The sequence below is a fragment of the Sedimentitalea sp. genome (assembly GCF_039973035.1).
Classification (GTDB): Bacteria; Pseudomonadota; Alphaproteobacteria; order Rhodobacterales; family Rhodobacteraceae; genus Sedimentitalea.
Window position 1 is genome coordinate 134164 of record NZ_JBDWLR010000084.1, and the last position, 20938, is coordinate 155101.

The 20938-nt window shown below is 58.6% G+C and carries 17 protein-coding genes; 9 read left to right on the forward strand and 8 right to left on the reverse strand.

Features of this window, described 5'->3' with window-relative positions; all coding sequences use genetic code 11:
* Nucleotides 1-118: 118 nt before the first annotated feature.
* Both ABJO75_RS20395 and ABJO75_RS20400 read right to left on the reverse strand, forming a co-directional pair.
* Nucleotides 119-1012 carry a fructose bisphosphate aldolase gene (locus ABJO75_RS20395; protein ID WP_348134821.1) on the reverse strand — a complete coding sequence of 298 codons (894 nt, stop codon included), beginning with the start codon at nucleotides 1010-1012 and terminating at the stop codon, nucleotides 119-121.
* A 144-nt stretch (nucleotides 1013-1156) separates the two neighbouring features.
* Entirely contained in the window at nucleotides 1157-2347 is a 1191-nt protein-coding gene (locus tag ABJO75_RS20400; RefSeq protein WP_348134822.1) for a phosphoglycerate kinase, read from the reverse strand.
* A gap of 131 nt (nucleotides 2348-2478) precedes the next feature.
* On the opposite strand from ABJO75_RS20400, the gene ABJO75_RS20405 reads away from it, so the two are divergent.
* The 3 genes from ABJO75_RS20405 (at nucleotide 2479) to ABJO75_RS20415 (ending at nucleotide 4095) form a co-directional block, all read left to right on the forward strand.
* On the forward strand, nucleotides 2479-2985 hold the full coding sequence (locus tag ABJO75_RS20405; protein WP_348134823.1) for a peptidylprolyl isomerase: 507 nt from the start codon (nucleotides 2479-2481) through the stop codon (nucleotides 2983-2985).
* On the forward strand, nucleotides 2978-3526 hold the full coding sequence (locus ABJO75_RS20410) for a peptidylprolyl isomerase (protein WP_348134825.1): 549 nt from the start codon (nucleotides 2978-2980) through the stop codon (nucleotides 3524-3526). Before ABJO75_RS20405 ends, ABJO75_RS20410 begins: the two co-directional genes overlap by 8 nt.
* Before the next feature lie 128 nt (nucleotides 3527-3654).
* Nucleotides 3655-4095, forward strand: coding sequence for a GNAT family N-acetyltransferase (locus ABJO75_RS20415; protein WP_348134827.1), 441 nt, complete (start codon nucleotides 3655-3657; stop codon nucleotides 4093-4095).
* Nucleotides 4096-4285: 190 nt separating this feature from the next.
* Here ABJO75_RS20415 and ABJO75_RS20420 read toward each other — a convergent pair whose 3' ends face one another.
* The 4 genes from ABJO75_RS20420 to ABJO75_RS20435 form a co-directional block, all read right to left on the reverse strand.
* On the reverse strand, nucleotides 4286-4795 hold the full coding sequence (locus ABJO75_RS20420; protein WP_348134829.1) for a polymer-forming cytoskeletal protein: 510 nt from the start codon (nucleotides 4793-4795) through the stop codon (nucleotides 4286-4288).
* Nucleotides 4746-6116 carry a M23 family metallopeptidase gene (locus tag ABJO75_RS20425; RefSeq protein ID WP_348134831.1) on the reverse strand — a complete coding sequence of 457 codons (1371 nt, stop codon included), beginning with the start codon at nucleotides 6114-6116 and terminating at the stop codon, nucleotides 4746-4748. The genes ABJO75_RS20420 and ABJO75_RS20425 overlap by 50 nt, the downstream gene beginning before the upstream one ends.
* 222 nt (nucleotides 6117-6338) lie before the next feature.
* Nucleotides 6339-7166: a ferritin-like domain-containing protein gene (locus ABJO75_RS20430; protein ID WP_348134833.1), complete on the reverse strand. Its 828-nt coding sequence runs from the start codon at nucleotides 7164-7166 to the stop codon at nucleotides 6339-6341.
* A 359-nt stretch (nucleotides 7167-7525) separates the two neighbouring features.
* Nucleotides 7526-7987: a peroxiredoxin gene (locus ABJO75_RS20435; protein ID WP_348134835.1), complete on the reverse strand. Its 462-nt coding sequence runs from the start codon at nucleotides 7985-7987 to the stop codon at nucleotides 7526-7528.
* An 84-nt stretch (nucleotides 7988-8071) separates the two neighbouring features.
* On the opposite strand from ABJO75_RS20435, the gene ABJO75_RS20440 reads away from it, so the two are divergent.
* From ABJO75_RS20440 to ABJO75_RS20455, 4 genes are all read left to right on the forward strand, one after another.
* On the forward strand, nucleotides 8072-11425 hold the full coding sequence (locus tag ABJO75_RS20440) for an AsmA-like C-terminal region-containing protein (RefSeq protein ID WP_348134837.1): 3354 nt from the start codon (nucleotides 8072-8074) through the stop codon (nucleotides 11423-11425).
* Nucleotides 11426-11517: 92 nt separating this feature from the next.
* Nucleotides 11518-12573, forward strand: a complete 1056-nt coding sequence (gene queA, locus ABJO75_RS20445) for a tRNA preQ1(34) S-adenosylmethionine ribosyltransferase-isomerase QueA (protein ID WP_348134839.1) — start codon at nucleotides 11518-11520, stop codon at nucleotides 12571-12573.
* Between the two features lie 106 nt (nucleotides 12574-12679).
* Entirely contained in the window at nucleotides 12680-13960 is a 1281-nt protein-coding gene (locus tag ABJO75_RS20450) for an MFS transporter (RefSeq protein ID WP_348134841.1), read from the forward strand.
* A 101-nt stretch (nucleotides 13961-14061) separates the two neighbouring features.
* A complete protein-coding gene (locus tag ABJO75_RS20455) occupies nucleotides 14062-14640 on the forward strand; it encodes a DUF924 family protein (RefSeq protein WP_348134843.1) in 579 nt (192 codons plus the stop codon).
* Between the two features lie 11 nt (nucleotides 14641-14651).
* Here the strand turns inward: ABJO75_RS20455 and ABJO75_RS20460 are convergent, their stop codons facing one another.
* Nucleotides 14652-15098, reverse strand: coding sequence for a hypothetical protein (locus tag ABJO75_RS20460; protein WP_348134845.1), 447 nt, complete (start codon nucleotides 15096-15098; stop codon nucleotides 14652-14654).
* Between the two features lie 154 nt (nucleotides 15099-15252).
* Here ABJO75_RS20460 and lpdA point away from each other — a divergent pair, with 154 nt between their 5' ends.
* Nucleotides 15253-16647 carry a dihydrolipoyl dehydrogenase gene (gene lpdA / locus ABJO75_RS20465; RefSeq protein ID WP_348134847.1) on the forward strand — a complete coding sequence of 465 codons (1395 nt, stop codon included), beginning with the start codon at nucleotides 15253-15255 and terminating at the stop codon, nucleotides 16645-16647.
* 81 nt (nucleotides 16648-16728) lie between these two features.
* Nucleotides 16729-18090, forward strand: a complete 1362-nt coding sequence (locus ABJO75_RS20470; RefSeq protein WP_348134849.1) for an MATE family efflux transporter — start codon at nucleotides 16729-16731, stop codon at nucleotides 18088-18090.
* Here the strand turns inward: ABJO75_RS20470 and gyrA are convergent, their stop codons facing one another.
* Nucleotides 18091-20841, reverse strand: coding sequence for a DNA gyrase subunit A (gene gyrA / locus ABJO75_RS20475; RefSeq protein ID WP_348134851.1), 2751 nt, complete (start codon nucleotides 20839-20841; stop codon nucleotides 18091-18093). It lies immediately after the preceding gene.
* Nucleotides 20842-20938 lie beyond the last annotated feature (97 nt).

The window sequence follows — 20938 nt, forward strand, 5'->3', positions numbered from 1 at the left end:
GGGCGTTCTGACTGCACTATGGCATAGGCGAATCGCCTTGTGAATCCCTGTTTATGGGGAAGGACACGGACAAATCGAAAATTGTGGCCCCGTGGCCAAAAGGCCGCAGGGCCGAGGGTCAGCCAGCGACGGACGCGTTGTAGACGCTCGTGATGGTTTTACCCAGGGTCTCGTTGAACGCGGCGTCGTCTTGCCCCGCTGAAAGCCCTTCGGTCAATGCTCTTGAAAAAGACGCGATCATGCCCCGGTTTTCGCTCAGCCGTGCGTTGGCTTCGTCGCGGGAATAGCCACCGGACAAGGCGACAACACGCATCACACGCGGATGATCCACCAGCGACGCATAGGTGTTGGCCGTCTCAGGCAAGGTCAGTTTCAGCATGACCTGTTGGTCGGCAGGCAACGCGTCGAGCTGTTTGGTCAGCTCCGCAAGCAGCATAGCCTCGGCTTCGGCTTTGTCACTGATGTTGATGGTGATTTCGGGTTCGATGATTGGCATCAGCCCCTTGGCCAGCACCTGACCGGCGATCTCAAACTGCTGTGCCACGTTTGCCGCGATACCGCTGGCCGAGGCTGCGTCGATCACCGAGCGCATCTTGGTCCCAAAGATACCTTTTGCGACGGCCCGGTCGAGTACATCGTCCAGTCCCGGCATCGGTTTCATGAGCCGCACGCCGTCTTCTTCGTCAAGCAATCCCTTGTCGATCTTCAGGAACGGCACAACGGATCGCTGTTCCCAGAGGTACTGTGCTGTCGGGGTACCATCGATGTCACGATCCATGGTCTGTTCAAACAGGATCGCCCCGACAACCTGCTCGCCGGTAAACACGGGCGATGTAATGATGCGGCTTCGCATCTCGTGGATCAGATCAAACATCTCGCTGTCAGACCCATAGGCGCTTTCGTCCACACCATAGAGTTTCAGCGCTTTCGGGGTCGATCCGCCGCTTTGGTCGAGTGCGGCAACAAAGCCCTTGCTCGAGGTCATCTGTTCGGTTTGCCGTGTGTCTGCCATGGGTCATTTACCTTGCTGGTTCAGGCCCACGCGGGGCATTATTGGGGTCCTGCAAGGGTTTAAAACAGGGCCGTGCAGGTTGCAATCTCGTTAGCGCGAACAATTAGGGCCTGCGATCCGTGCGCCGGTCGATGATGCGTTATCTTATTTCTGAAGGGCCGCAACACCGGGCAGGGTCTTGCCTTCCATCCATTCAAGGAACGCACCACCAGCGGTCGAGATATAGGTAAAGTCATCCGCCACGCCCGCTTGGTTGAGGGCTGCCACTGTGTCACCGCCACCGGCAACACTTGTCAGCTTGCCCGCGCGCGTCTGCGCAGCCGCCTGGCGCGCGGCGGCATTGGTTGCCGCGTCAAATGGTTCGATCTCAAAAGCGCCCATCGGGCCGTTCCAGATCAACGTCTTTGCCGTGTCCAATACGGCCGCGATTTGGTTCACTGTTTCCGGGCCCGCATCCAGAATCATCGAGTCAGCCGGGCATTGATCGGCAGGCACGGTCTGATTTTCTGCACCGGCCTTGAACTCTTGCGCGACGACAACATCGACGGGCAGCAGGATGGCACAGCCTGCGCTTTTGGCCTTGCCCAGAATCTCGGTTGCCGTGTCGGTCATGTCATGTTCGCAAAGGGACTTGCCAACATTTACGCCTTGCGCCGCCAGAAAGGTATTGGCCATGCCGCCGCCGATGATCAGGTGGTCGACCTTTTCGACGAGATTCCCCAAGAGGTCGAGCTTGGTCGAAACCTTGGCTCCACCGACGACCGCGGCAACCGGGCGTTCCGGCGTGCCAAGAGCCGCCTCGAGGGCGGTCAGCTCGGCTTCCATCAGGCGACCGGCACAGGAGGGCAGCAACCGCGCCACCCCTTCGGTCGAAGCGTGCGCCCGATGCGCCGCTGAAAACGCGTCGTTGCAATAGACATCGCCAAGTTCGGCGAACTCGGCCGCCAGCGCCGGGTCATTCTTTTCCTCGCCGGGGTGAAAACGGGTGTTCTCCAAGAGCAGAACAGAGCCTTCGGCCAACCCACCAATCGCTGCTTTGGCCGCGTCGCCCCGGCAATCCGCGCAGAACGCGACCGGAGCATCAAGCCCTGCTTCCAGTGTCGGAACCAGCATACGCAGCGACATATCCGGTACATGCTTGCCCTTGGGGCGACCGAAATGCGCGAGCAGGATGGGTTTGCCACCTTTCGCCAGAATGTCGGTGATGGTCGGTTTCACCCGCCGGATGCGGGTGTCATCGGAGACAGCGCCATTTTCCACAGGCACGTTGATATCAACCCTCACCAGAACCCGTTTTCCCGCGATGTCCATGTCGTCCAGCGTGTTCCAGCTCATTGATCTATCCCCGTGCCTGATGAAGTCTGGCGCTTTTTTCTCACATTTCTGCTCATGGTCAATGGCTCACTTGGCATTCCCGCGTGCCGGCCTTAGGTATCTGCGCAACATAGCTTGGACAGGAGGGCCAGATGGCCGAGATCAAAGACCCCGAAAACACCATCCTGATGGAACTGAAGGACGGCACCGTCACCATCGAGCTTCTGGCCGATGTCGCTCCGCTGCACACCCAGCGGATGAAAGAGCTGGCTCGCGCCGGTGCCTATGACAATGTCTGCTTTCACCGCGTGATCGACGGCTTTATGGCCCAGACCGGCGATGTTCAGCACGGCGATATGGAAGACGGGTTCAACATCGGCCGCGCAGGCACCGGTGGCTCTGACATGGATGATCTTCCGGCAGAATTCTCAAAGCTGCCTCACGACCGCGGCACGCTGGGTGCAGCCCGGTCGCAAAACCCAAACAGCGCCAACTCGCAGTTTTTCATCAACTTCAAGGACAACAGCTTTCTCAACGGTCAATACACGGTCTATGGCCGCGTGATCGAAGGCATGGAGCATGTCGATGCTATCGCACGGGGCGAGCCGCCTGCGTCTCCCGACCGGATGATCAGCGTCAAGGTGGCCGCAGATGCATAAGCTCGCCGCAGTTTTCGCGCTCTTGGCTAGCCCCGCGCTGGCAACCGGGCTTCAGGTCGAGATCGAAGGCGAAGGGGCCAATGGCACAGTCACCATCGATCTTCTGGATGACGTTGCACCGGGTCATGTGGAGCAGATCACGGCACTGGCGTCTGAAGGCGCCTATGACGGCGTGGTGTTCCACCGCGTGATCGACGGATTCATGGCCCAGACCGGCGATGTCGAGCACGGCAAGCTGGGCGGCGACATGAGCCGGGCAGGCACGGGCGCGTCAGAACGTGACGATCTGGCCGCAGAATTTTCGGATATCCCGTTTGATCGGGGTGTCGTCGGAATGGCCCGCGCACAGGACCCCAACAGTGCCAACAGCCAATTCTTCATCATGTTTGATGAAGGCCATTTTCTGAACGGTGACTATACCGTCGTTGGCCGCGTTACGGACGGTATGGATGTCGTCGACGCGATCAAGCGCGGCGAAGGCCGCAACGGCGCCGTTGTTGGCACACCCGACGTGATGAAATCGGTAACTGTGATCGACTGATTTGATCGATCCGGAGAAAGAAAACGGCCTCGCAAAGTTTGCGAGGCCGTTTTTCATTCTAGAGGTACGACATTGAATTCTGCCAAGCTATGGGCATTGTCTGTGCTGTGAACACAGAGGAATGTCAGATGTCGACCATCGAAATTCGCCGCGTTACGGAAGCCGATGAGCAGGACTGGCGCCTGCTCTGGCGCGGGTACAACGAATTCTATCAACGCGACGTCGAGAGCAGGACAACAAACCGGGTTTGGGACGCTTTAAAAGGCCAGACCGGTGAACCGTTTGGCTTTGTGGCCGAGCATGACGGAAAAGTGGTGGGCTTTACGCACTACTTCTATCTCTGCTCGACTTCCGATTGGGGGCCGCGCTGCTACATGCAGGACCTGTTCGCTGACCCGTCAGTACGTGGCCTCGGCGTTGGTCGCGCCCTTATTGAAGCTGTCTATGCGGATGCGGATAAACACGGTGCAGCGCAAACCTATTGGCTGACAACCGCATCAAACAAGACGGCGCAGAAGCTCTATGATCGTGTGGCAAGCATGACGGATTTCGTCAAATATCGACGGTAGAAAAGTCAAACCCGCCTGCGGGATCACGAGATGTCGACGGCATCTCAAATCGTTTGATTGGTCGCTTCTTGATGTGCGAGAAAAAATTGTAGGCCGCCCCACATTCCGGGTACGGCCTACATTATACGTTCAATGGGCCTGCGTTCAGTTGCAGCGCCCGATCGTTGTTCCTTGGGTCGGGGCCTCAGCCTTACGACGAGACCTTGGCAGTCGCGGGATTTGCGCCTTGCGCCTTGCCGGCGCCGCCGGGATTCAGCGGATCGTCCTGACGCTGCACAGAGCCTTCGAAATGCGCGCCGCTTTCGATGGCGATGGTCTTGTGGATGATGTCGCCTTCGACGCGTGCAGTCGATGTCAGACGGACTTTCAAACCACGAACGCGACCAACGATTCTGCCGTTGATCACAACATCATCTGCGATCACTTCACCTTTGATCGTAGCGGTCTCGCCGATGGTCAGCAGGTGCGCACGGATGTCACCTTCGACGGTGCCTTCGACCTGGATGTCACCGGTTGTCTTGAGGTTGCCCGTGATGTGCAGATCTGCCGAAAGGGTCGATGCAGGGGGCTTTGCCTTGGGCGCGCTGGCCTTGTAGTCGCCTGTCGATGAAGGTGCGGCGGGCGCCCCGGTGGGAGCCGCCGGTTTCGCATCATCGGACGTCTTGGAACCTGGCTCGTTTATCTTGCTCTTCGAAAACATTACTTGCAGCCTTGATGTAGATCATGGGGTTTACAGGCGATCCGTTGACCCGCACCTCATAGTGCAAATGTGTCCCGGTCACCCGTCCGGTGCTACCCATATCAGCAATGTGATCGCCGCGCGAGACCCTTTGACCCTTCTTGACCCGAATGCGCGAGTTATGCGCATAGAAGGTTTCGATGCCAAAATCGTGCTTGATTTTGACCAGCCGTCCATAGCCTGATTGCCAGCCTGCATGGGAAACTACGCCGTCCGCCGTTGCCAGGATGTCGGTGCCCGCCGGGCCCGCAAAATCTGACCCGTTGTGCATCCGCCGACCGCCGGTCTTGGGATCCCGGCGAAAGCCGAAACCACTGGTATAGCGCACGGCGGCCTTTACCGGGCTCGCGAAGGGCGCGCGCTCAGCAGCGATTCGATACATGTTCAGGAGATCCATCTGTGAAAGGATGCGGTTCGCCCGCAACTCGTCCACGGTTGGTTCATCTTCGCCGCGGGTCGTAAAGGAGAGGGGGGTCAATGGCCCGCCCTGACCGCTATACCCGCGGCGAACCTGCTCGATTATCTTGTCGGTGGGCATGCCTGCTGTGCGGAACATCTTGTCCAGCGGCGCGACCGATATGGTCATCGCCTCTTCAAGCTGCCGGAAAATCTGATCGTTCTGTTCTTCTTTCAGCTTTAGATCGAGTTCCAGATCAATAGCCCGTTGAAGGGCATGCCGCGCGTTTTCCTGAATCTGATCGCGTTCCTTCGCCGTTTGCGCCAGCGCTTCGGCCATAAAGTTGATCGGGGCAGGTGACGCGGTGGTGGCGTTCTGTGACGACCCGGGTGCCGCCTGTTCCGCCTGCAACGCAGCCAGTTCTGTCCGGGCGGTTTCACGGTCGCTCATCGTGTCGCGCAGCGTTGACTGGATAACTTCGATTCCGGTTTCCAGCTCGCGGCGATGAGTCTCCGAGGCCAGCAGGTCAGATTGCATGATCGAGATCTGGCTGAGGGCCGCGTTGAATCTTTGTTGCGCTGCCAATGCTTCTTCGGCGCGTGCGTCGCGCTCAAGCGACAGGGCATTCAAGCGCTCTTGGTACATATCCTGATCGCGCTTGGCCTGTTCGCGAAAATTACCGGACCCGATACTGTCCATGAGCAGAACTGCGGTTGCGATGATCGCCCAAGCGACAACCGCAGATGCACCTGCGCCAATGAACAACTGGGTCACCGGCCGCAGCCGGATAAAGCGCGTATCCGTATCAGATTTCAGAAAAACCCGGCGTTCAGGGAACACACGTTCCATCGCCGCATGAATTCTTATCGCAAGCCTGGTCCGCACGCGCTCATCCCTAAGTCCATCCCTCGTGTCGGCAGCCGAGCCCCAAAAGGCTTTGTGCCTGAACGGTCATTAAGCATAGCGTGTCTTTTGGGCAAGTTGGCCGAACGTGTAACATGTGTATGAAGGCATAAGCCGGCGAAAAACGGCGAAATCTCGCCGAAATCAACGACCTCAAAGGTGTGGATCGGCAAAGGATTGCCGCCCACAAAAAGTGCAGATGGGTCAACCCGTGTTGTTTTGTCGCTCTGCCAAGGGCCAGTAGAAATCTGGTGGAATGCCGGCTTCGGCACGTTTTTCTTCGTTGAATGGGGGTTTGAGCGGGCCGTGAAAATAGCGGCCTACCAGCTCGTGAAAGACCTCACGCGGATCAAGATCATGACGCCCGCAGAGAAAGTGAAACCACTTGGAGCCATAGGCGACATGCGCGACTTCTTCGGCGTAGATCGTTTCGAGCGCGGCGACGGCCTGATCAACTCCGGCCTTGCGGAATATCTCGATCATGCCGGGCGTCACGTCCAGCCCACGCGCCTCGAGCACCATGGGGACGACAGCGAGTCGGCCCATGAAATCTTCTGCGGTGTCTTCGGCTGCGCGCCACATACCTGCATGGGCTGGCAAGGCACCATAGTGGCTGCCGAGTGCCTCAAGACAATCGCACATCAGGTTGAAATGCTTGCTTTCTTCGTCTGCTGCCTTGACCCAGTCGTCGTAGAAACCGATTGGCATGGGTATGTCGGTGAACCGCGCGATGATGTCCCAATGCAGATCAACGGCGTTCAGTTCAATATGAGCAACCGCATGCAAGAGCGCGATCCGTCCTGCCGGGCTGCCGGGACGCCTGCGGGGTACGTCGCGCGGTGACAGCAACTCTGGCTGAGGTGGGCGCGACGGGTGCATCGGAGGGGTTGCGTTGCCGACTTCAATGTCACTTGTCGAACCGGTTCGGGCAGCAAACCAGCGTGCCGCGTGCTCGCGCGATATCCTCGTTTTCTCACGACCGTCAGCGGATTGCAGAACCTCGGTGGCCATCTGGGCGAGTGAAAGTGTCATATGCTTAGCGCCTCACCGCGCTATACTTACAAAGCGGCCCCGATTGGCCGGCCCATTCCCGCTCGGATGCCATGAACAGGTTTGTCATACGCAATATGCCTTGAAGCCGTTCCAGCACGGCAGCACCGGCAAAGGAGAACAGAGAACGGACACTATCGTAGGTTCTGAGCATTTGGGCTATCCCGCACTAAAGGTAACAACTTTTCGGCCGCACCGATCGGAACGGCATCGCGTAACTGGTACGGATACTGCCGGTCGCTACGCGAAAACGGCCCGCCAGTGTAGATTAATTTGCCGCGCGAGATGATTGTCGCGACAAATCCGTCATCTGCAACCCAAAGTCCGCACGGAAAATGGCGTTACCCCTGCTTTACGGCAGCCAGAACCTCGTCAACATGACCGGGAACCTTGACCTTTCGCCAGATTTGCCCGATCCGCCCATCCGGGTCGACCAGCACCGTCGTGCGTTCGATGCCCATAAAGGTCTTGCCGTACATCTTTTTCTCTTTCCAGACGCCGTAGTCTTCGCAAACCTGGCCGTGCTCGTCCGACAAAAGGGGGACGCTCAATTCGTGTTTGGCGGTAAATTTGTCGTGGCTTGCAAGGCTGTCCTTGGAAATGCCGAAAACCACAGCCCCGGCATCGGCAAAGGCCTGATGCTCGGCTGAAAATCCGATGGATTCCTTGGTGCAGCCCGGCGTATCATCACGAGGATAGAAAAAAAGAACAACAGTCTGGCCGCGTAGTTCAGAAAGACGGACGGTTTCGCCGCCAGTACAAGGCAGAGCAAAGTCGGGAGCGGTGTCGTTGACGTCAGGCATGGGCGAATTCCGTATGATAGGATCAGAGATGCGGACGACAATAGGCTGTTCCGGCGAAACGAAAAGGCGCGCGGACCGGTTTTCATGACCACAGAGCCCAAAAACGAAAACGAACCGGGCGTGAAACCGCCGCGCCGCCGGTCGCGCAGGCGACGGATTGGCATCTGGTCTGCGTTTTCCGCCTCGGTACTGGCGATACTGGTCGCAGTTGTCGCCCTGTGGGGGATCGGTCAGACCCTGACGATGCCCGACTGGCTGCGCCACCGGATCGAGGCGCGGTTAGAACAGAATCTGGGTGGATTGCAGATCACCTTTGGTGATGTGGAAATGGTGGTTAACCGTGGCTGGCGTCCACGGGTGCGATTGCGTGATGTGACGCTCAGCGAGGCCGATGGGCGGCCCATCGTGCAACTTGTCGATGCGCAGGCCAGCCTTGCAATGCGTCCGCTGTTGCGTGGGCGCATCCAACCCAAGTCAATTTCGCTGAACGGGGCGTTCATGACATTGCGCCGCGATGCTGACGGCAAGCTTTCTCTGGCCCTTGGTCAACAGCCCGTCGTGGTGCGCGAGCCTGCAAGCGTTGCCGAATTGATCGAGGAGTGGGACAGCCGTCTGGTTTCACCACCGCTTTCATCGCTGGTCTCGATCGAAATGGAATCGCTGACCCTGCGCTATGATGACCTGCAGGTAAACCGGAGCTGGACGCTGGATGGTGGGCAGATCACGCTGGATCGAGACGATGACGATTTGCGGATCGCCAGCAACTTTTCCCTGCTCAGCGGCGGCTCCAGCGCCAGCGCGCTTGCGATGAACTATGTCAGTCGAATTGGCGAAATTGAGGCTGAACTGGGTATTTCGGTTTCCAATATCCCGGCGCAGGATATTGCCTCACAATCCGTGGCGCTGGCACCGCTCGACGTGTTGCGCGCACCGATCTCGGGTGCATTGCGCGCCAGCTTGGCAGGGGATGGCACGCTTGGCTCGCTGTCGGCGACGCTCCAGATCGGGGCAGGGGTTGTGCAACCTATCGATGCGATCCATCCGGTGCCCTTTGATGGCGGGCGGAGCTATTTCACTTACGTCCCCAGTGAGCAGGTTCTGATCATCAACGAGGTTTCGGTCTCAAGCGCCTGGGTCTCGGGTTCGGCTGAGGGTCGCGCTTATCTTGATCTCGAATCCGGAAAATTCAGCAATTTAATTGGACAGCTCACCCTGACCAACCTGTCGCTGAACCCCGACGGATTGTACGAGAGCCCGATCGAAATCCCCAGAACAACCGCCGATTTGCGGCTTCAGCTTGCGCCGTTCCGTGTGACGCTGGGCGACATGCTGATCATGCAGAATGACAGCCAATTGCACCTCTCGGGTAATCTCGACGCGCAGGCAGACGGATGGCGGATCGCGGTTGATGGCAGCATGGACCAGTTGACGCCCGAACGACTGAAAGAGATCTGGCCGGATCGCGCCGCGCCCAAGCCTCGGGATTGGGTGAACAAAAATATCTCTGGCGGGCTTTTGCAGGACATCGGGTTTGCGCTGCGGATCAAACCCGATGAACAGCCAAACGTCTATCTGGATTTCAGCTATGCCGATACCGAGGTAAAGTTCCTCAAGACGCTGCCGCCGATCATTGGGGCACATGGTCAGGTCACAATTGAAGGTGACCGCTTTGTCGCCACCGCTACCGCGGGTCAGATCATTGCGGACGAAGGTGGCGCGGTCGATGTGACCGGCACATCTTTTATCATTCCCCAAATGGCCGTCAAACCCGACACGCCAGCCGTGGTGCGTGTACAGGGTTCGGGATCGGTCACATCTTTCATGTCGCTGCTCAACCGACCGCCGCTCGCTGTCCTAAAGGATACACCGTTGCCGGTGGACATGGCAGACGGCATGGCACGGCTGAGCGGCACATTGGCGCTGCCAATGAAGGAGAAGGTACCGTTTGAAGACCTCGAATTCCATCTCAAGGGCGTGATTACGGATGTTCAGAGCACCGTGCTTGTCCCGGGTCAGACCGTCAGCGCGCCGGTCATGGAGATCGTTGGGGATCAGGACGGCATCGCCCTCTCGGGTGCCGGAAAAATCGGCCCAGTTCCGGTGTCAGTGCGCTGGCAGCAACCCATCGGCAAGGACGTGCCCAAGCAGAGCCAACTGGACGGCACGATCGAACTGTCACAGCGCGTCATAGATACCTTCGGGATCGGATTGCCCGAGGGGAGCGTTTCGGGCGAGGGCAGCGGGGACTTTACCATGGTCTTTGCGGCAGGCAGCCCTCCGCAATTGAAGCTGACATCCGATCTGCGCGGCGTGGGGCTTTCGTTGCCGCCCCTTGGCTGGTCGAAAACTGCATCCGCAACAGGAAAACTGGAAATCGACGGTGTTGTCGGCGACCAGACTCGGATTGACCGGCTTGTGCTGCAGGCATCGGGCCTTTCGGCCAATGGCGCCATCACCAACCGGCCGGGCGGCGGGTTGGATCGTGCCTTGCTGAGTTCGGTACGGTTGAACGATTGGCTCGATGCATCTGTCGAACTGGTCGGACGTGGCAGCGCGCCGCCGGATATCCGAATTCTCAACGGCACGCTGGACATGCGCAAGGCAACCTTCGGCAGCGGCAGCGGCACCGGTGGAGAAAGCAGTAGGATGAATGTCGCTCTGGATCGGCTGCAAGTGACCGACACGATATCGCTCACTAACTTTGACGGACAGTTTACCACCACTGGCGGGGTCAAGGGGCCTTTCAGTGGCAGGGTCAACGGTCAGACCCAGGTTACAGGCCAGGTTCAGCCGCAATCGGGGCGCAGTGCGGTGCGCATCCAGTCGGGCGATGCCGGGGGCGTCGTACGCTCTGCTGGATTGCTGACAATGGCGCGTGGAGGAAACTTTGATATGTCGCTGAGCCCCGGTGTTCGGACCGGACAGTTCGATGGCACCCTCAAGATCACCAATACCCAGGTACATGATGCTCCAGCGATTGCGGCGCTGCTCAATGCAATTAGCGTTGTCGGATTGCTGGATCAGATGTCCGGGCAAGGTATCCAGTTCTCGAACGTAGACGCAAGATTTCGGTTGAGCCCGTCCGAAGTCACGGTTTTTGAAAGCAGTGCGACAGGCCCTGCGATGGGGTTGTCGATGGACGGCACCTATCACGTACCAAGTGGAACATTGCGGATGCAGGGCGTGATTTCACCGCTCTATCTGGTCAATCAGATCGGAAACCTAATTGCGCGCAAAGGCGAGGGTGTGATCGGGTTCAATTACACACTGACGGGGCCCGCCAAGAATCCCCGGGTCGGTGTAAACCCACTTTCCGGGCTGGCACCCGGTTTCTTGCGCAACATTCTGCGCAGCGCACCGCCGCCGGTGGACGAGTTTGCACCAAAGCCCACAGCTAAACCAAGAACGATGCCGGATGATGCAAATTCGGGGCGCTGAAGGCGTTTGCGTCGACCGATTGCAGCCGTGCTGACCTGCCGGTAGAAACCAGCGACATCCGACCACCCCGAGCGACGCACTGGACCAAGCCGATGAAGCTGAGCGATTTTGATTTTGACTTGCCCGATGACCGTATCGCCACACGTCCGGCGGTGCCGCGCAGTTCCGCGCGCATGTTGATCGCACAAGGCGATGACATCACCGATGCACAGGTTAGCGACCTGCCGGATTGGTTGCGCCCCGGGGATCGGCTGGTACTGAACAACACCCGTGTCATCCCCGCGCGCCTGAGCGGGGCGCGCCAACGCACCAGTGCGCAAGGCGAAACCCGCGCCCGGATTGAAGTCACGTTGTTGGAACCACGCGCGAATGGAACTTGGTCCGCGCTGATCAAACCGCTGAAAAAGCTGAAACTCGGCGAGGTGGTGACCTTTGCCGCTGGTCTGACAGCAGAGCTGGATCATGTCGCCGACGGGCAGGGGATGCTGCGGTTCAACCTGACCGGCGATTCCTTTGACGCCGCGCTGGCCGAGGCCGGAGCCATGCCGCTCCCGCCGTATATCGCCGCCAAACGCGCTGCGGATGAGCGTGACAAGACCGATTATCAGACCGTCTTTGCGCGCAACTCCGGTGCCGTTGCGGCACCAACAGCATCTTTGCATTTCGATGATGCGCTTCTGTCGGCGCTACGGGCAAAGGGCGTTGAGTTCACCGAGGTGACATTGCATGTGGGGGCAGGGACGTTTCTGCCGGTTAAGGTTGACGATGTGACCACCCACAAGATGCATGCGGAGTGGGGGCAGGTCAGCTCTGCGGCGGCTGCAGAAATCGCGGCTACCCGTGCGGAGGGGGGACGGATCATCCCGGTCGGAACGACGGCATTGCGGTTGATTGAAACGGCGGTACATGGTGGCGAGATCAAAGCCTGGGAGGGGGACACCGACATCTTTATCTATCCAGGCTTCAAATTTCAGGCGACAGACGCGCTGATGACGAATTTCCATCTGCCGAAATCGACCTTGCTGATGCTGGTATCCGCATTGATGGGGCAGGAGCGGATCGCGCGCACCTATGAGCATGCGGTGCAGGATGGGTATCGGTTTTTCTCCTATGGCGACGCATCGCTGCTGATCCCTCAAAAAGACTGAAATTGCCTCTTGCGACTCACGGGGTGTCGCTGCCAAGGGGGACTCGTCCGGTCTGATCCGCGATACACGACACCGAAACCGCGATGCCAACCACCGGAGACGCGAGATGTTACAGGTTCTGTCGAGCGCGTGGGCGTTGCTCTTGGGCATGATGTTGCTGATGGTCGGAAACGGTCTTCAGGGCACTTTGCTGGGTGTGCGGGGCGAAATCGAAGGGTTCTCGACCCTGCAGATGTCGATCGTGATGTCATCCTATTTTCTGGGCTTTTTGGGCGGCTCGCGGCTGGCCCCGGAAATGATCCGGCGGGTCGGGCATGTGCGCGTGTTTGCGGCGCTGGCCTCGTTTATTTCCGCCGTGATGATCCTTTATCCGACGTTCACCGATCCGATTGCATGGGCCTTGGGGCGCGTGATCATCGGATTTTGCTTTTCCGGCGTGTATGTGACCGCGGAAAGCTGGCTGAACCACTCGGCCACCAATGAAACGCGTGGTCAGGCGCTGTCGCTCTACATGATCGTGCAGATGGTCGGCATCGTGTCGGCACAGGCGCTGATGCTGGTCGGTGATCCGGCGGGATTCGTCACCTTTGTCATCGCATCGGTGCTGATCTCGATCTCGTTTGCGCCGATTCTCCTTTCGATCAGCCCGACTCCGGCGTTTGACACAACAAAACCGATGACTCTGCGGGAATTGGTGAAAATTTCACCGTTAGGTTGTGTCGGGATGTTCCTGTTGGGCGGGGTCTTTGCCTCGCAATTCGGGATGAGCGCGGTTTACGGTGCCAAGGCCGGGCTGAGCGTGGCGCAGATTTCGATTTTTGTGGCGACGTTTTATATCGGGGCGATGCTGTTGCAGTATCCTTTGGGCTGGATTTCGGATCGCATGGATCGACGCCTATTGATCCTCGCCGTATCGGGATGTGGTGGTATCGGTGCTTGCCTCGGGATGATGTTTGGTTCGGATTTCACCTTCTTGCTGGTCGGGGCCTTCCTGATCGGGGGCTTCAGCAATCCGCTTTATTCTCTGCTGCTTGCGCATACCAACGACTATCTCGAGCACGAGGATATGGCAGCGGCCTCGGGCGGACTGGTCTTTATCAACGGGCTTGGCGCGATCACCGGACCGCTGATCATCGGTTGGTTGATGGATGATGGTGTCTTTGGTCCGCCGGGCTTTTTCCTGTTCATGGCTGGGCTGTTGTTTGCCCTTGCCGTCTATGCCGCGTATCGCAGCACGCGTCGCCCGGCGGTGCCGATCGAGGAAACCGGCAGCATCGCCGCGATGTACCCGTCATCGACTTATGTGGCAGTCGAATATGCACAAGAATTGGCCATCGAGGCAGATCTTGAGGACGAACAGGTGACGGAAACGCCACATCAAGGCTGACAATACCCGAGTGTAGCAAATTGTTACTGTAAATATTCTGTAAATCAGTTTCAATGAAGGCGTGACTTGGGAGGGGATGTTAAGAAAGTAGGGAGTGGACCATGGTTGGCCCTGAAGAAGTACTTAGTTTTTGGTTGGACGAAGTGGGCGAGGCCGGTTGGTATGCCCAGGACGATAAACTGGACGCCGAAATCACGCGGCGGTTCGGAGCCTCTTGGGAGGGCGCACGCGATGGGCGGTTTTCGCTCTGGCTTACATATCCCAGCGGGTCTCTGGCCTATATCATCCTGACAGACCAATTTCCTCGCAACATGTTCCGTGGCAGCGGCCGCGCATTCGCAACCGATCAGGCGGCGCTTGCGGTGGCAAAGGCCTGCGTCGACAGACGTTGGGATATGCGGATCGATGAACCGGCGCGGCAGTTCTTTTATCTGCCGATGATGCATTCGGAAAACCTGTGTGATCAGGAACGTTGTGTGCGCTTGATGTGCGAACGGATGCCGGAATACGGCGCTTCCAACCTATTGCACGCTCGGGCGCATCGCGAGGTGATCCGCCTGTTTGGTCGTTTCCCGTATCGTAACGATGCGTTGTCGCGCCCCTCAAGTGCACCAGAAGCGGCCTATGTCACCAACGGTGGCTATGGCAACACGGTTCGTGAATTGCAGCAGGCAGGCTAGGCGTCTGACGCCTAGCTCGTTGGAGAGGCTATATCCTCTGCCGGAACACAGCCCCGTATGCGGGTCGCTGTGATGACGGCCTGATCTCCGGCCTTTTCGATCGCTTGGTTCAGCAGGCGCTCTGGCGCGCCGCGCAGATCTTCCAGCGAGCCCTGCATGTCGTTCAGTCTGGCCTCCATCATTTCCATGCGACCCTGTATGCGCGTCATCGTCGCCGATGACACATCTCCCGACTGGTCTTTCAGCTCTGCCAGATCAGCGCGCAGTGCTGCAATTTCAGCGCCAGTGTTCTGAACACTCTCTTGAAGGGGCGCCACGATCTGAAGGTGCTCGGCAAAGGTCTCGGTCAGGGAGTTGGCCTTATTGACCACCATTAACAGCAGAAACAGACACAACGCCACCAGGATCAGGGTGGCATTCAGCAATGCCAGAAACAGGTCTTTCAGGGTCTTTCCCATCACGTCACTCCGGTTTGTTCCGGGCCAGAGTATCACGCGACCTGTAGGTGGCCACCGCAATCTTGACGCGACGGTGTGATATCTTTGCAATGGCAGGGGCCAGTTGCTAGGTTGGCCCGCACAGATGCAACTCCTTTTGACAGCAAGGTAAAAAATGGCCGCCAAATCCTATGATATGATCGTTGTCGGGGCAGGTCCCGGCGGGTATGTCGCTGCTATTCGCGGCGCGCAGCTGGGGTTGAGCGTCGCCATTGTCGAGCGCGAACATATGGGCGGTATCTGTCTCAACTGGGGCTGTATTCCGACCAAGGCGATGCTGCGCAGTGCCGAGGTCTTTCACCTGATGGAGCGTGCCGCTGAGTTCGGGCTCAAGGCAGACAAGGTTGGTTATGATCTGGACGCTGTCGTCAAACGCAGCCGAAAGGTGGCTGGCCAGTTGTCGGGTGGCATCGGGCATCTGATGAAAAAGAACAAGGTCACCACGGTGATGGGTGAGGCGACACTGACCGGCAAAGGTCAGGTCAGCGTCAAGACCGACAAGGGACAGCAGGACCTCACAGCCAAGCATATCGTTCTGGCGACCGGAGCACGGGCGCGTGAATTGCCGGGGCTAGAAGCGGATGGTGATCTGGTCTGGACCTATAAGCATGCGCTGCAACCGGCGCGGATGCCCAAGAAGTTGTTGGTCATCGGTTCGGGTGCCATCGGCATCGAATTTGCCAGTTTTTACAATACGCTGGGGGCGGACACCACGGTTGTCGAGGTGATGGACCGGATCCTGCCGGTCGAAGATGCCGAGATCAGCGCCTTTGCCAAAAAGCAATTCACCAAGCAGGGCGTGACGATAAAGGAAAAGGCCGCGGTCAAGCAACTCGACCGGGGCAAAGGCAAAGTCACCGCCCATATCGAGATCGGCGGCAAGACCGAAACGCAAGAGTTCGACACGGTGATTTCAGCGGTTGGCATCGTCGGCAACGTCGAGAACCTCGGGCTCGAAGAACTAGGGGTCAAGATCGACCGGACGCATGTGGTGGTCGATGAATATTGCCGGACCGGTGTTGACGGGCTTTATGCGATTGGCGACATCGCGGGCGCACCGTGGCTTGCACATAAGGCCAGCCACGAAGGCGTCATGGTCGCAGAGATGATCGCGGGCGAGCATCCGCATCCGATCAAACCAGAGAGCATCGCCGGGTGTACCTATTGCCAACCACAGGTCGCCTCTGTCGGCTTTACCGAAGCCAAAGCAAAAGAGCTTGGGTATGACATCAAGGTCGGGCGGTTTCCCTTTATCGGCAATGGCAAAGCCATCGCCCTTGGTGAACCCGAGGGCATGATCAAGACAGTGTTTGATGCCAAGACCGGCGAATTGCTCGGCGCGCATATGGTCGGGGCCGAGGTGACGGAACTTATCCAGGGGTATGTGGTGGGACGCCAGCTTGAAACCACCGAAGAGGATCTGATGAACACGGTTTTCCCGCATCCGACGCTCAGCGAAATGATGCACGAATCCGTTCTTGATGCGTGGGGGCGTGTGATCCACATGTGATTGCAGCGGCGGGGAGGTTGGCCTCTTTCGCCATTCTCGCTCTTGCCGGGGAGGTAGGTTCTGCCCTAAGGCAGGATTCTTATGAGCGCTGCAATGACATATCCCGGCCATATCAAGGCCATCCTCGTGCTGGGCCTGCCGCTTGTCGGGGGGCACCTTGCGCAGTTTGCAATCGGCCTCGTCGATACGGTAATGCTGGGCTGGTATGGCGTTAATGAGCTGGCGGCAGTGACGCTGGCATCAACCTACTTTTTCGTGCTGTTCATTCTTGGCGGTGGATTTGCTTTGGCGGTGATGCCTATGGTCGCCGCCGCCGAAGCATCAGACGATGAAATAAGCGTTCGACGCGCCACGCGCATGGGGCTTTGGCTGTCGCTTGCCTATGCTCTCGCGGTCATTCCGCTGATGATCTGGTCTCGCCCGATCCTGCAGTTGCTGGGGCAGGAGCCCTTGGTGGCGCAACTGGCCGCAGAGTATCTGCGGGTGGCCTGTTGGGGTATCATTCCTGCCTTGTTGGTGATGGTGCTGAAATCCTATCTTGCCGCACTTGAACGCACACAGGTCGTTCTTTGGGTCACGATCACAGCTGCGGTCACGAATGGCGTGGTCGATTACATGCTGATCTTTGGCAATTGGAGCGCGCCGGAATTGGGCCTGTTTGGCGCGGCATTGGCATCGCTTGTGACGCAGGTGGTATCGTTGATCGCGATCGTCGCCTATGCCGCTTGGCGTCTGCCTGACCACCAGATATTTCTCCGCCTGTGGCGCCCGGACTGGGAGATGATGGGCCGCGTGTTCCGCCTGGGTGCTCCGATCGGGCTGACGCTTGTCAGCGAGGTCGGTCTCTTTGCGGCGTCTGCGCTGATGATGGGTTGGCTGGGTACGCTGTCGCTGGCGGCGCATGGGATTGTTGTCACCGTGGCTTCGGCCACGTTTATGGTGCATCTGGGGCTGTGCAATGCGGCCACGATCCGCGCGGGCAATGCCTACGGGCGGCAGGATCGGGCCCATATGGCGCGCGGCGCAATTGCCGTGACTGGCCTGTCACTGGTCTTTGCGGCCCTGACCATGATCGTCTTCTTCCTCGCACCGGTTCCACTGCTCTCGGCATTCATGGAGGCTGACAACCCGTACCGTCCGGAAATACTCGAAATCGGAGTGCTGCTGTTGGCGGTTGCTGCGCTGTTTCAACTCGTCGATGGGGCGCAGGCGATGGCCCTGGGGCTGTTGCGCGGGGTGCAGGACACCAAGGTTCCAATGGTAATGGCGGCGATGTCCTACTGGCTCATCGGGATCCCCACATCCTACTATCTTGGCTTTGTGCAGAATATGGGCGGCGTCGGCATATGGCTTGGTCTTGTGGTTGGCCTCGCCTGTACGGCTGTGTTCCTCATGACACGATTCTGGGGCCGGACGATCAAGCAGATTGGTGTGGCGGCCTGATTATTCGCCGCCACCTGCTTCCTCTTCAGGCTCGCCCTGATCGGCAATCCACGCAACGCTGACGACTTCTTCGCCCTTTGCAGTGTCAAAGACCTTGACGCCACCGGCAGAGCGTGAGCGGAAGGATATGCCCTCGACCGGCACACGGATCGATTGCCCCTTGGAGGTGGCAAGCATGATCTGATCGTCAAGCTCGACCGGGAAGGACGCGACCAGTTCACCGCCACGCATCGCCTTGTCCATGGCTGCCACACCCTGACCACCACGCCCGCGAACGGGATAGTCGTGACTGGAGCTGAGCTTGCCAGAGCCGCGCGCCGAAATCGTCAGGATCAGGTTTTCGGCCGCGGACATTTCCGCATACCGTTCCTGGCTGATCGTCGCCATCGCGTTGGCTTCTTCATCCTCTGTCGCGTCGGCATCATCCGCCAATCCGGCCACAGCGCGGCGTCGTTTGAGATAGGCGGCGCGCTCGTCCGACGTGGCGTCGAAATGCCGGATGATCGACATCGACACGACCCGGTCATCGCCGTTCAGCCTGATCCCGCGCACACCGATTGAATTGCGGCTGTTAAAGACGCGCACATCGGTAGCGGGGAAGCGAATTGCGCGGCCCGAATTGGTGACCAGCATCACATCGTCATCATTACTGGCGATGCGGGCGTTGATCAGCGTGGTTCCGGCGTTTTCATCCTCGAACTTCATCGCGATCTTGCCGTTTCGCATGACGTTGGTGAAATCCGACAGCTTGTTGCGGCGCACGGTGCCCGCAGAAGTGGCAAAGACCACCTGCAGGTCAGCCCATTCCGATTCGTCGCGATCCACCGGCATGATTGCTGCGACCGAGACACCGGGCGGGATCGGCAGGATATTGACCACGGCTTTGCCCTTAGAGGTCCGTCCGCCTTGCGGCAGACGCCATGTCTTGAGCTTGTAGACCATGCCCTCGGTCGTAAAGAACAGCAGTTGCGTATGGGTATTGGCAACAAAGAGCGTGGTGACCACGTCTTCTTCCTTGGTCTGCATCCCTGCGAGACCCTTGCCGCCGCGCCGCTGGCTGCGGAAATCGGCAAGTGGAGTCCGCTTGATGTAACCACCCGAGGTCACGGTCACGACCATGTCTTCGCGCTCGATCAGGTCTTCGTCTTCCATGTCACCAGACCATTCGACAATCTCGGTGCGACGTGGGACCGCAAACTGTTCACGGACTTCGCGAAGCTCGTCCGAGATAATGGCCATAATGCGTTCACGGCTGCCCAGAATCTCAAGGTATTCCTTGATCTTGCTGGCCAGTTCCTCAAGTTCGTCGGTGACTTCCTTGACGCCAATTTGGGTCAGGCGCTGCAGTCGCAGTTCAAGGATTGCACGTGCCTGGGTCTCGGACAGGTTATAGGTGCCGTCCTCGTTGGCCGTGTGCGTCGGATCGTCGATCAGGGCGATATATTCCATGATCGATGCGGCGGGCCAGCGGCGCGTCATCAACTTTTCCCGCGCTTCGGCGGCATCGGCGGAGGAGCGGATCGTGGCGACGATCTCATCGATGTTGGTGACAGCGACGGCCAGACCACACAGGATGTGGCTGCGTTCGCGCGCCTTGCGCAGCAGGAACGCGGTACGCCGGGCGACAACATCTTCGCGGAAGTCGATGAAGGATGTGAGAAACCGGCGCAGGGTCAACTGTTCCGGCCGGCCACCATTCAGCGCCAACATATTGCAGCCGAAATAGGTTTGCATCGGGCTGAAACGATAGAGTTGGTTCAGCACAACCTCGGCAGTTGCATCGCGCTTGAGTTCGACAACGACGCGCACGCCATTACGGTCGGATTCGTCCTGAACATGGGCGACGCCTTCGATGCGTTTTTCACGCACGGCCTCGGCGATCTTTTCGATCATGCTCGCCTTGTTCACCTGATAGGGAATCTCGTCGACGATGATCGCATATCGGTCTTTTCTGATCTCTTCGACGCGGGTGCGGGCCCTGATGATGACGCTGCCGCGCCCTTCGAGATAGGCCTTTCGCGCGCCTGAACGCCCGAGCATGATCGCGCCTGTCGGGAAGTCGGGTCCCGGAACATAGTCGATCAACTGCTCGCTGGTCAGATCCGGTTCCTCGATCAGGGCAAGTGTTGCGTCGACAACTTCGCCCAGATTGTGCGGCGGAATATTCGTGGCCATGCCGACGGCAATGCCGCCCGCGCCGTTGACCAGCATGTTCGGGAACCGGGCCGGAAGGACGGTGGGTTCCTTGTCCTTGCCGTCATAGTTGTCCTGAAAATCAACGGTGTCCTTGTCGATATCCGCAAGGATCGCTGCCGACGGCTTGTCCATCCGCACTTCGGTGTATCGCATGGCTGCGGGGTTATCGCCGTCCATGGAGCCGAAATTGCCTTGGCCATCCAGCAGGGGCAGCGACATCGAAAAGTCCTGCGCCATCCGCACCAATGCGTCATAGATCGCGCTGTCACCATGCGGGTGATACTTACCCATGACATCGCCGACCGGACGGGCAGATTTGCGATAGGGCTTGTCGTGCGTATTGCCGGTTTCATGCATCGCATAGAGAATCCGGCGGTGCACCGGTTTCAGGCCGTCGCGCAGGTCGGGAATGGCGCGGGACACGATGACCGACATCGCATAGTCCAGATAGGACGTGCGCATTTCGGATTCGATGGACACGCTGGGTCCGTCGTATACGGGCCGCTCTGGTGGTGTTTCATCCATATTTTCAGGTGGTTCCGGCGTGTCGCTCACGTTTTTTTGCCCACTTTTTGTGCGTCGACTATATGTAGTAGGCGGACCTTATCAGACGACGCATATAAGGTGCAATGGTGCTGCGACGGATCATTTG

What these genes read in the sequence shown, in the direction of transcription:
- ABJO75_RS20395 (WP_348134821.1), bottom strand. Translation starts at nt 1,012, where the DNA reads ATGGCAGACACACGGCAAACCGAACAGATGACCTCGAGCAAGGGCTTT.
- ABJO75_RS20400 (WP_348134822.1), bottom strand. Translation starts at nt 2,347, where the DNA reads ATGAGCTGGAACACGCTGGACGACATGGACATCGCGGGAAAACGGGTT.
- ABJO75_RS20405 (WP_348134823.1), top strand. Translation starts at nt 2,479, where the DNA reads ATGGCCGAGATCAAAGACCCCGAAAACACCATCCTGATGGAACTGAAG.
- ABJO75_RS20410 (WP_348134825.1), top strand. Translation starts at nt 2,978, where the DNA reads ATGCATAAGCTCGCCGCAGTTTTCGCGCTCTTGGCTAGCCCCGCGCTG.
- ABJO75_RS20415 (WP_348134827.1), top strand. Translation starts at nt 3,655, where the DNA reads ATGTCGACCATCGAAATTCGCCGCGTTACGGAAGCCGATGAGCAGGAC.
- ABJO75_RS20420 (WP_348134829.1), bottom strand. Translation starts at nt 4,795, where the DNA reads ATGTTTTCGAAGAGCAAGATAAACGAGCCAGGTTCCAAGACGTCCGAT.
- ABJO75_RS20430 (WP_348134833.1), bottom strand. Translation starts at nt 7,166, where the DNA reads ATGACACTTTCACTCGCCCAGATGGCCACCGAGGTTCTGCAATCCGCT.
- ABJO75_RS20435 (WP_348134835.1), bottom strand. Translation starts at nt 7,987, where the DNA reads ATGCCTGACGTCAACGACACCGCTCCCGACTTTGCTCTGCCTTGTACT.
- ABJO75_RS20440 (WP_348134837.1), top strand. Translation starts at nt 8,072, where the DNA reads ATGACCACAGAGCCCAAAAACGAAAACGAACCGGGCGTGAAACCGCCG.
- queA (WP_348134839.1), top strand. Translation starts at nt 11,518, where the DNA reads ATGAAGCTGAGCGATTTTGATTTTGACTTGCCCGATGACCGTATCGCC.
- ABJO75_RS20450 (WP_348134841.1), top strand. Translation starts at nt 12,680, where the DNA reads ATGTTACAGGTTCTGTCGAGCGCGTGGGCGTTGCTCTTGGGCATGATG.
- ABJO75_RS20455 (WP_348134843.1), top strand. Translation starts at nt 14,062, where the DNA reads ATGGTTGGCCCTGAAGAAGTACTTAGTTTTTGGTTGGACGAAGTGGGC.
- ABJO75_RS20460 (WP_348134845.1), bottom strand. Translation starts at nt 15,098, where the DNA reads ATGGGAAAGACCCTGAAAGACCTGTTTCTGGCATTGCTGAATGCCACC.
- lpdA (WP_348134847.1), top strand. Translation starts at nt 15,253, where the DNA reads ATGGCCGCCAAATCCTATGATATGATCGTTGTCGGGGCAGGTCCCGGC.
- ABJO75_RS20470 (WP_348134849.1), top strand. Translation starts at nt 16,729, where the DNA reads ATGAGCGCTGCAATGACATATCCCGGCCATATCAAGGCCATCCTCGTG.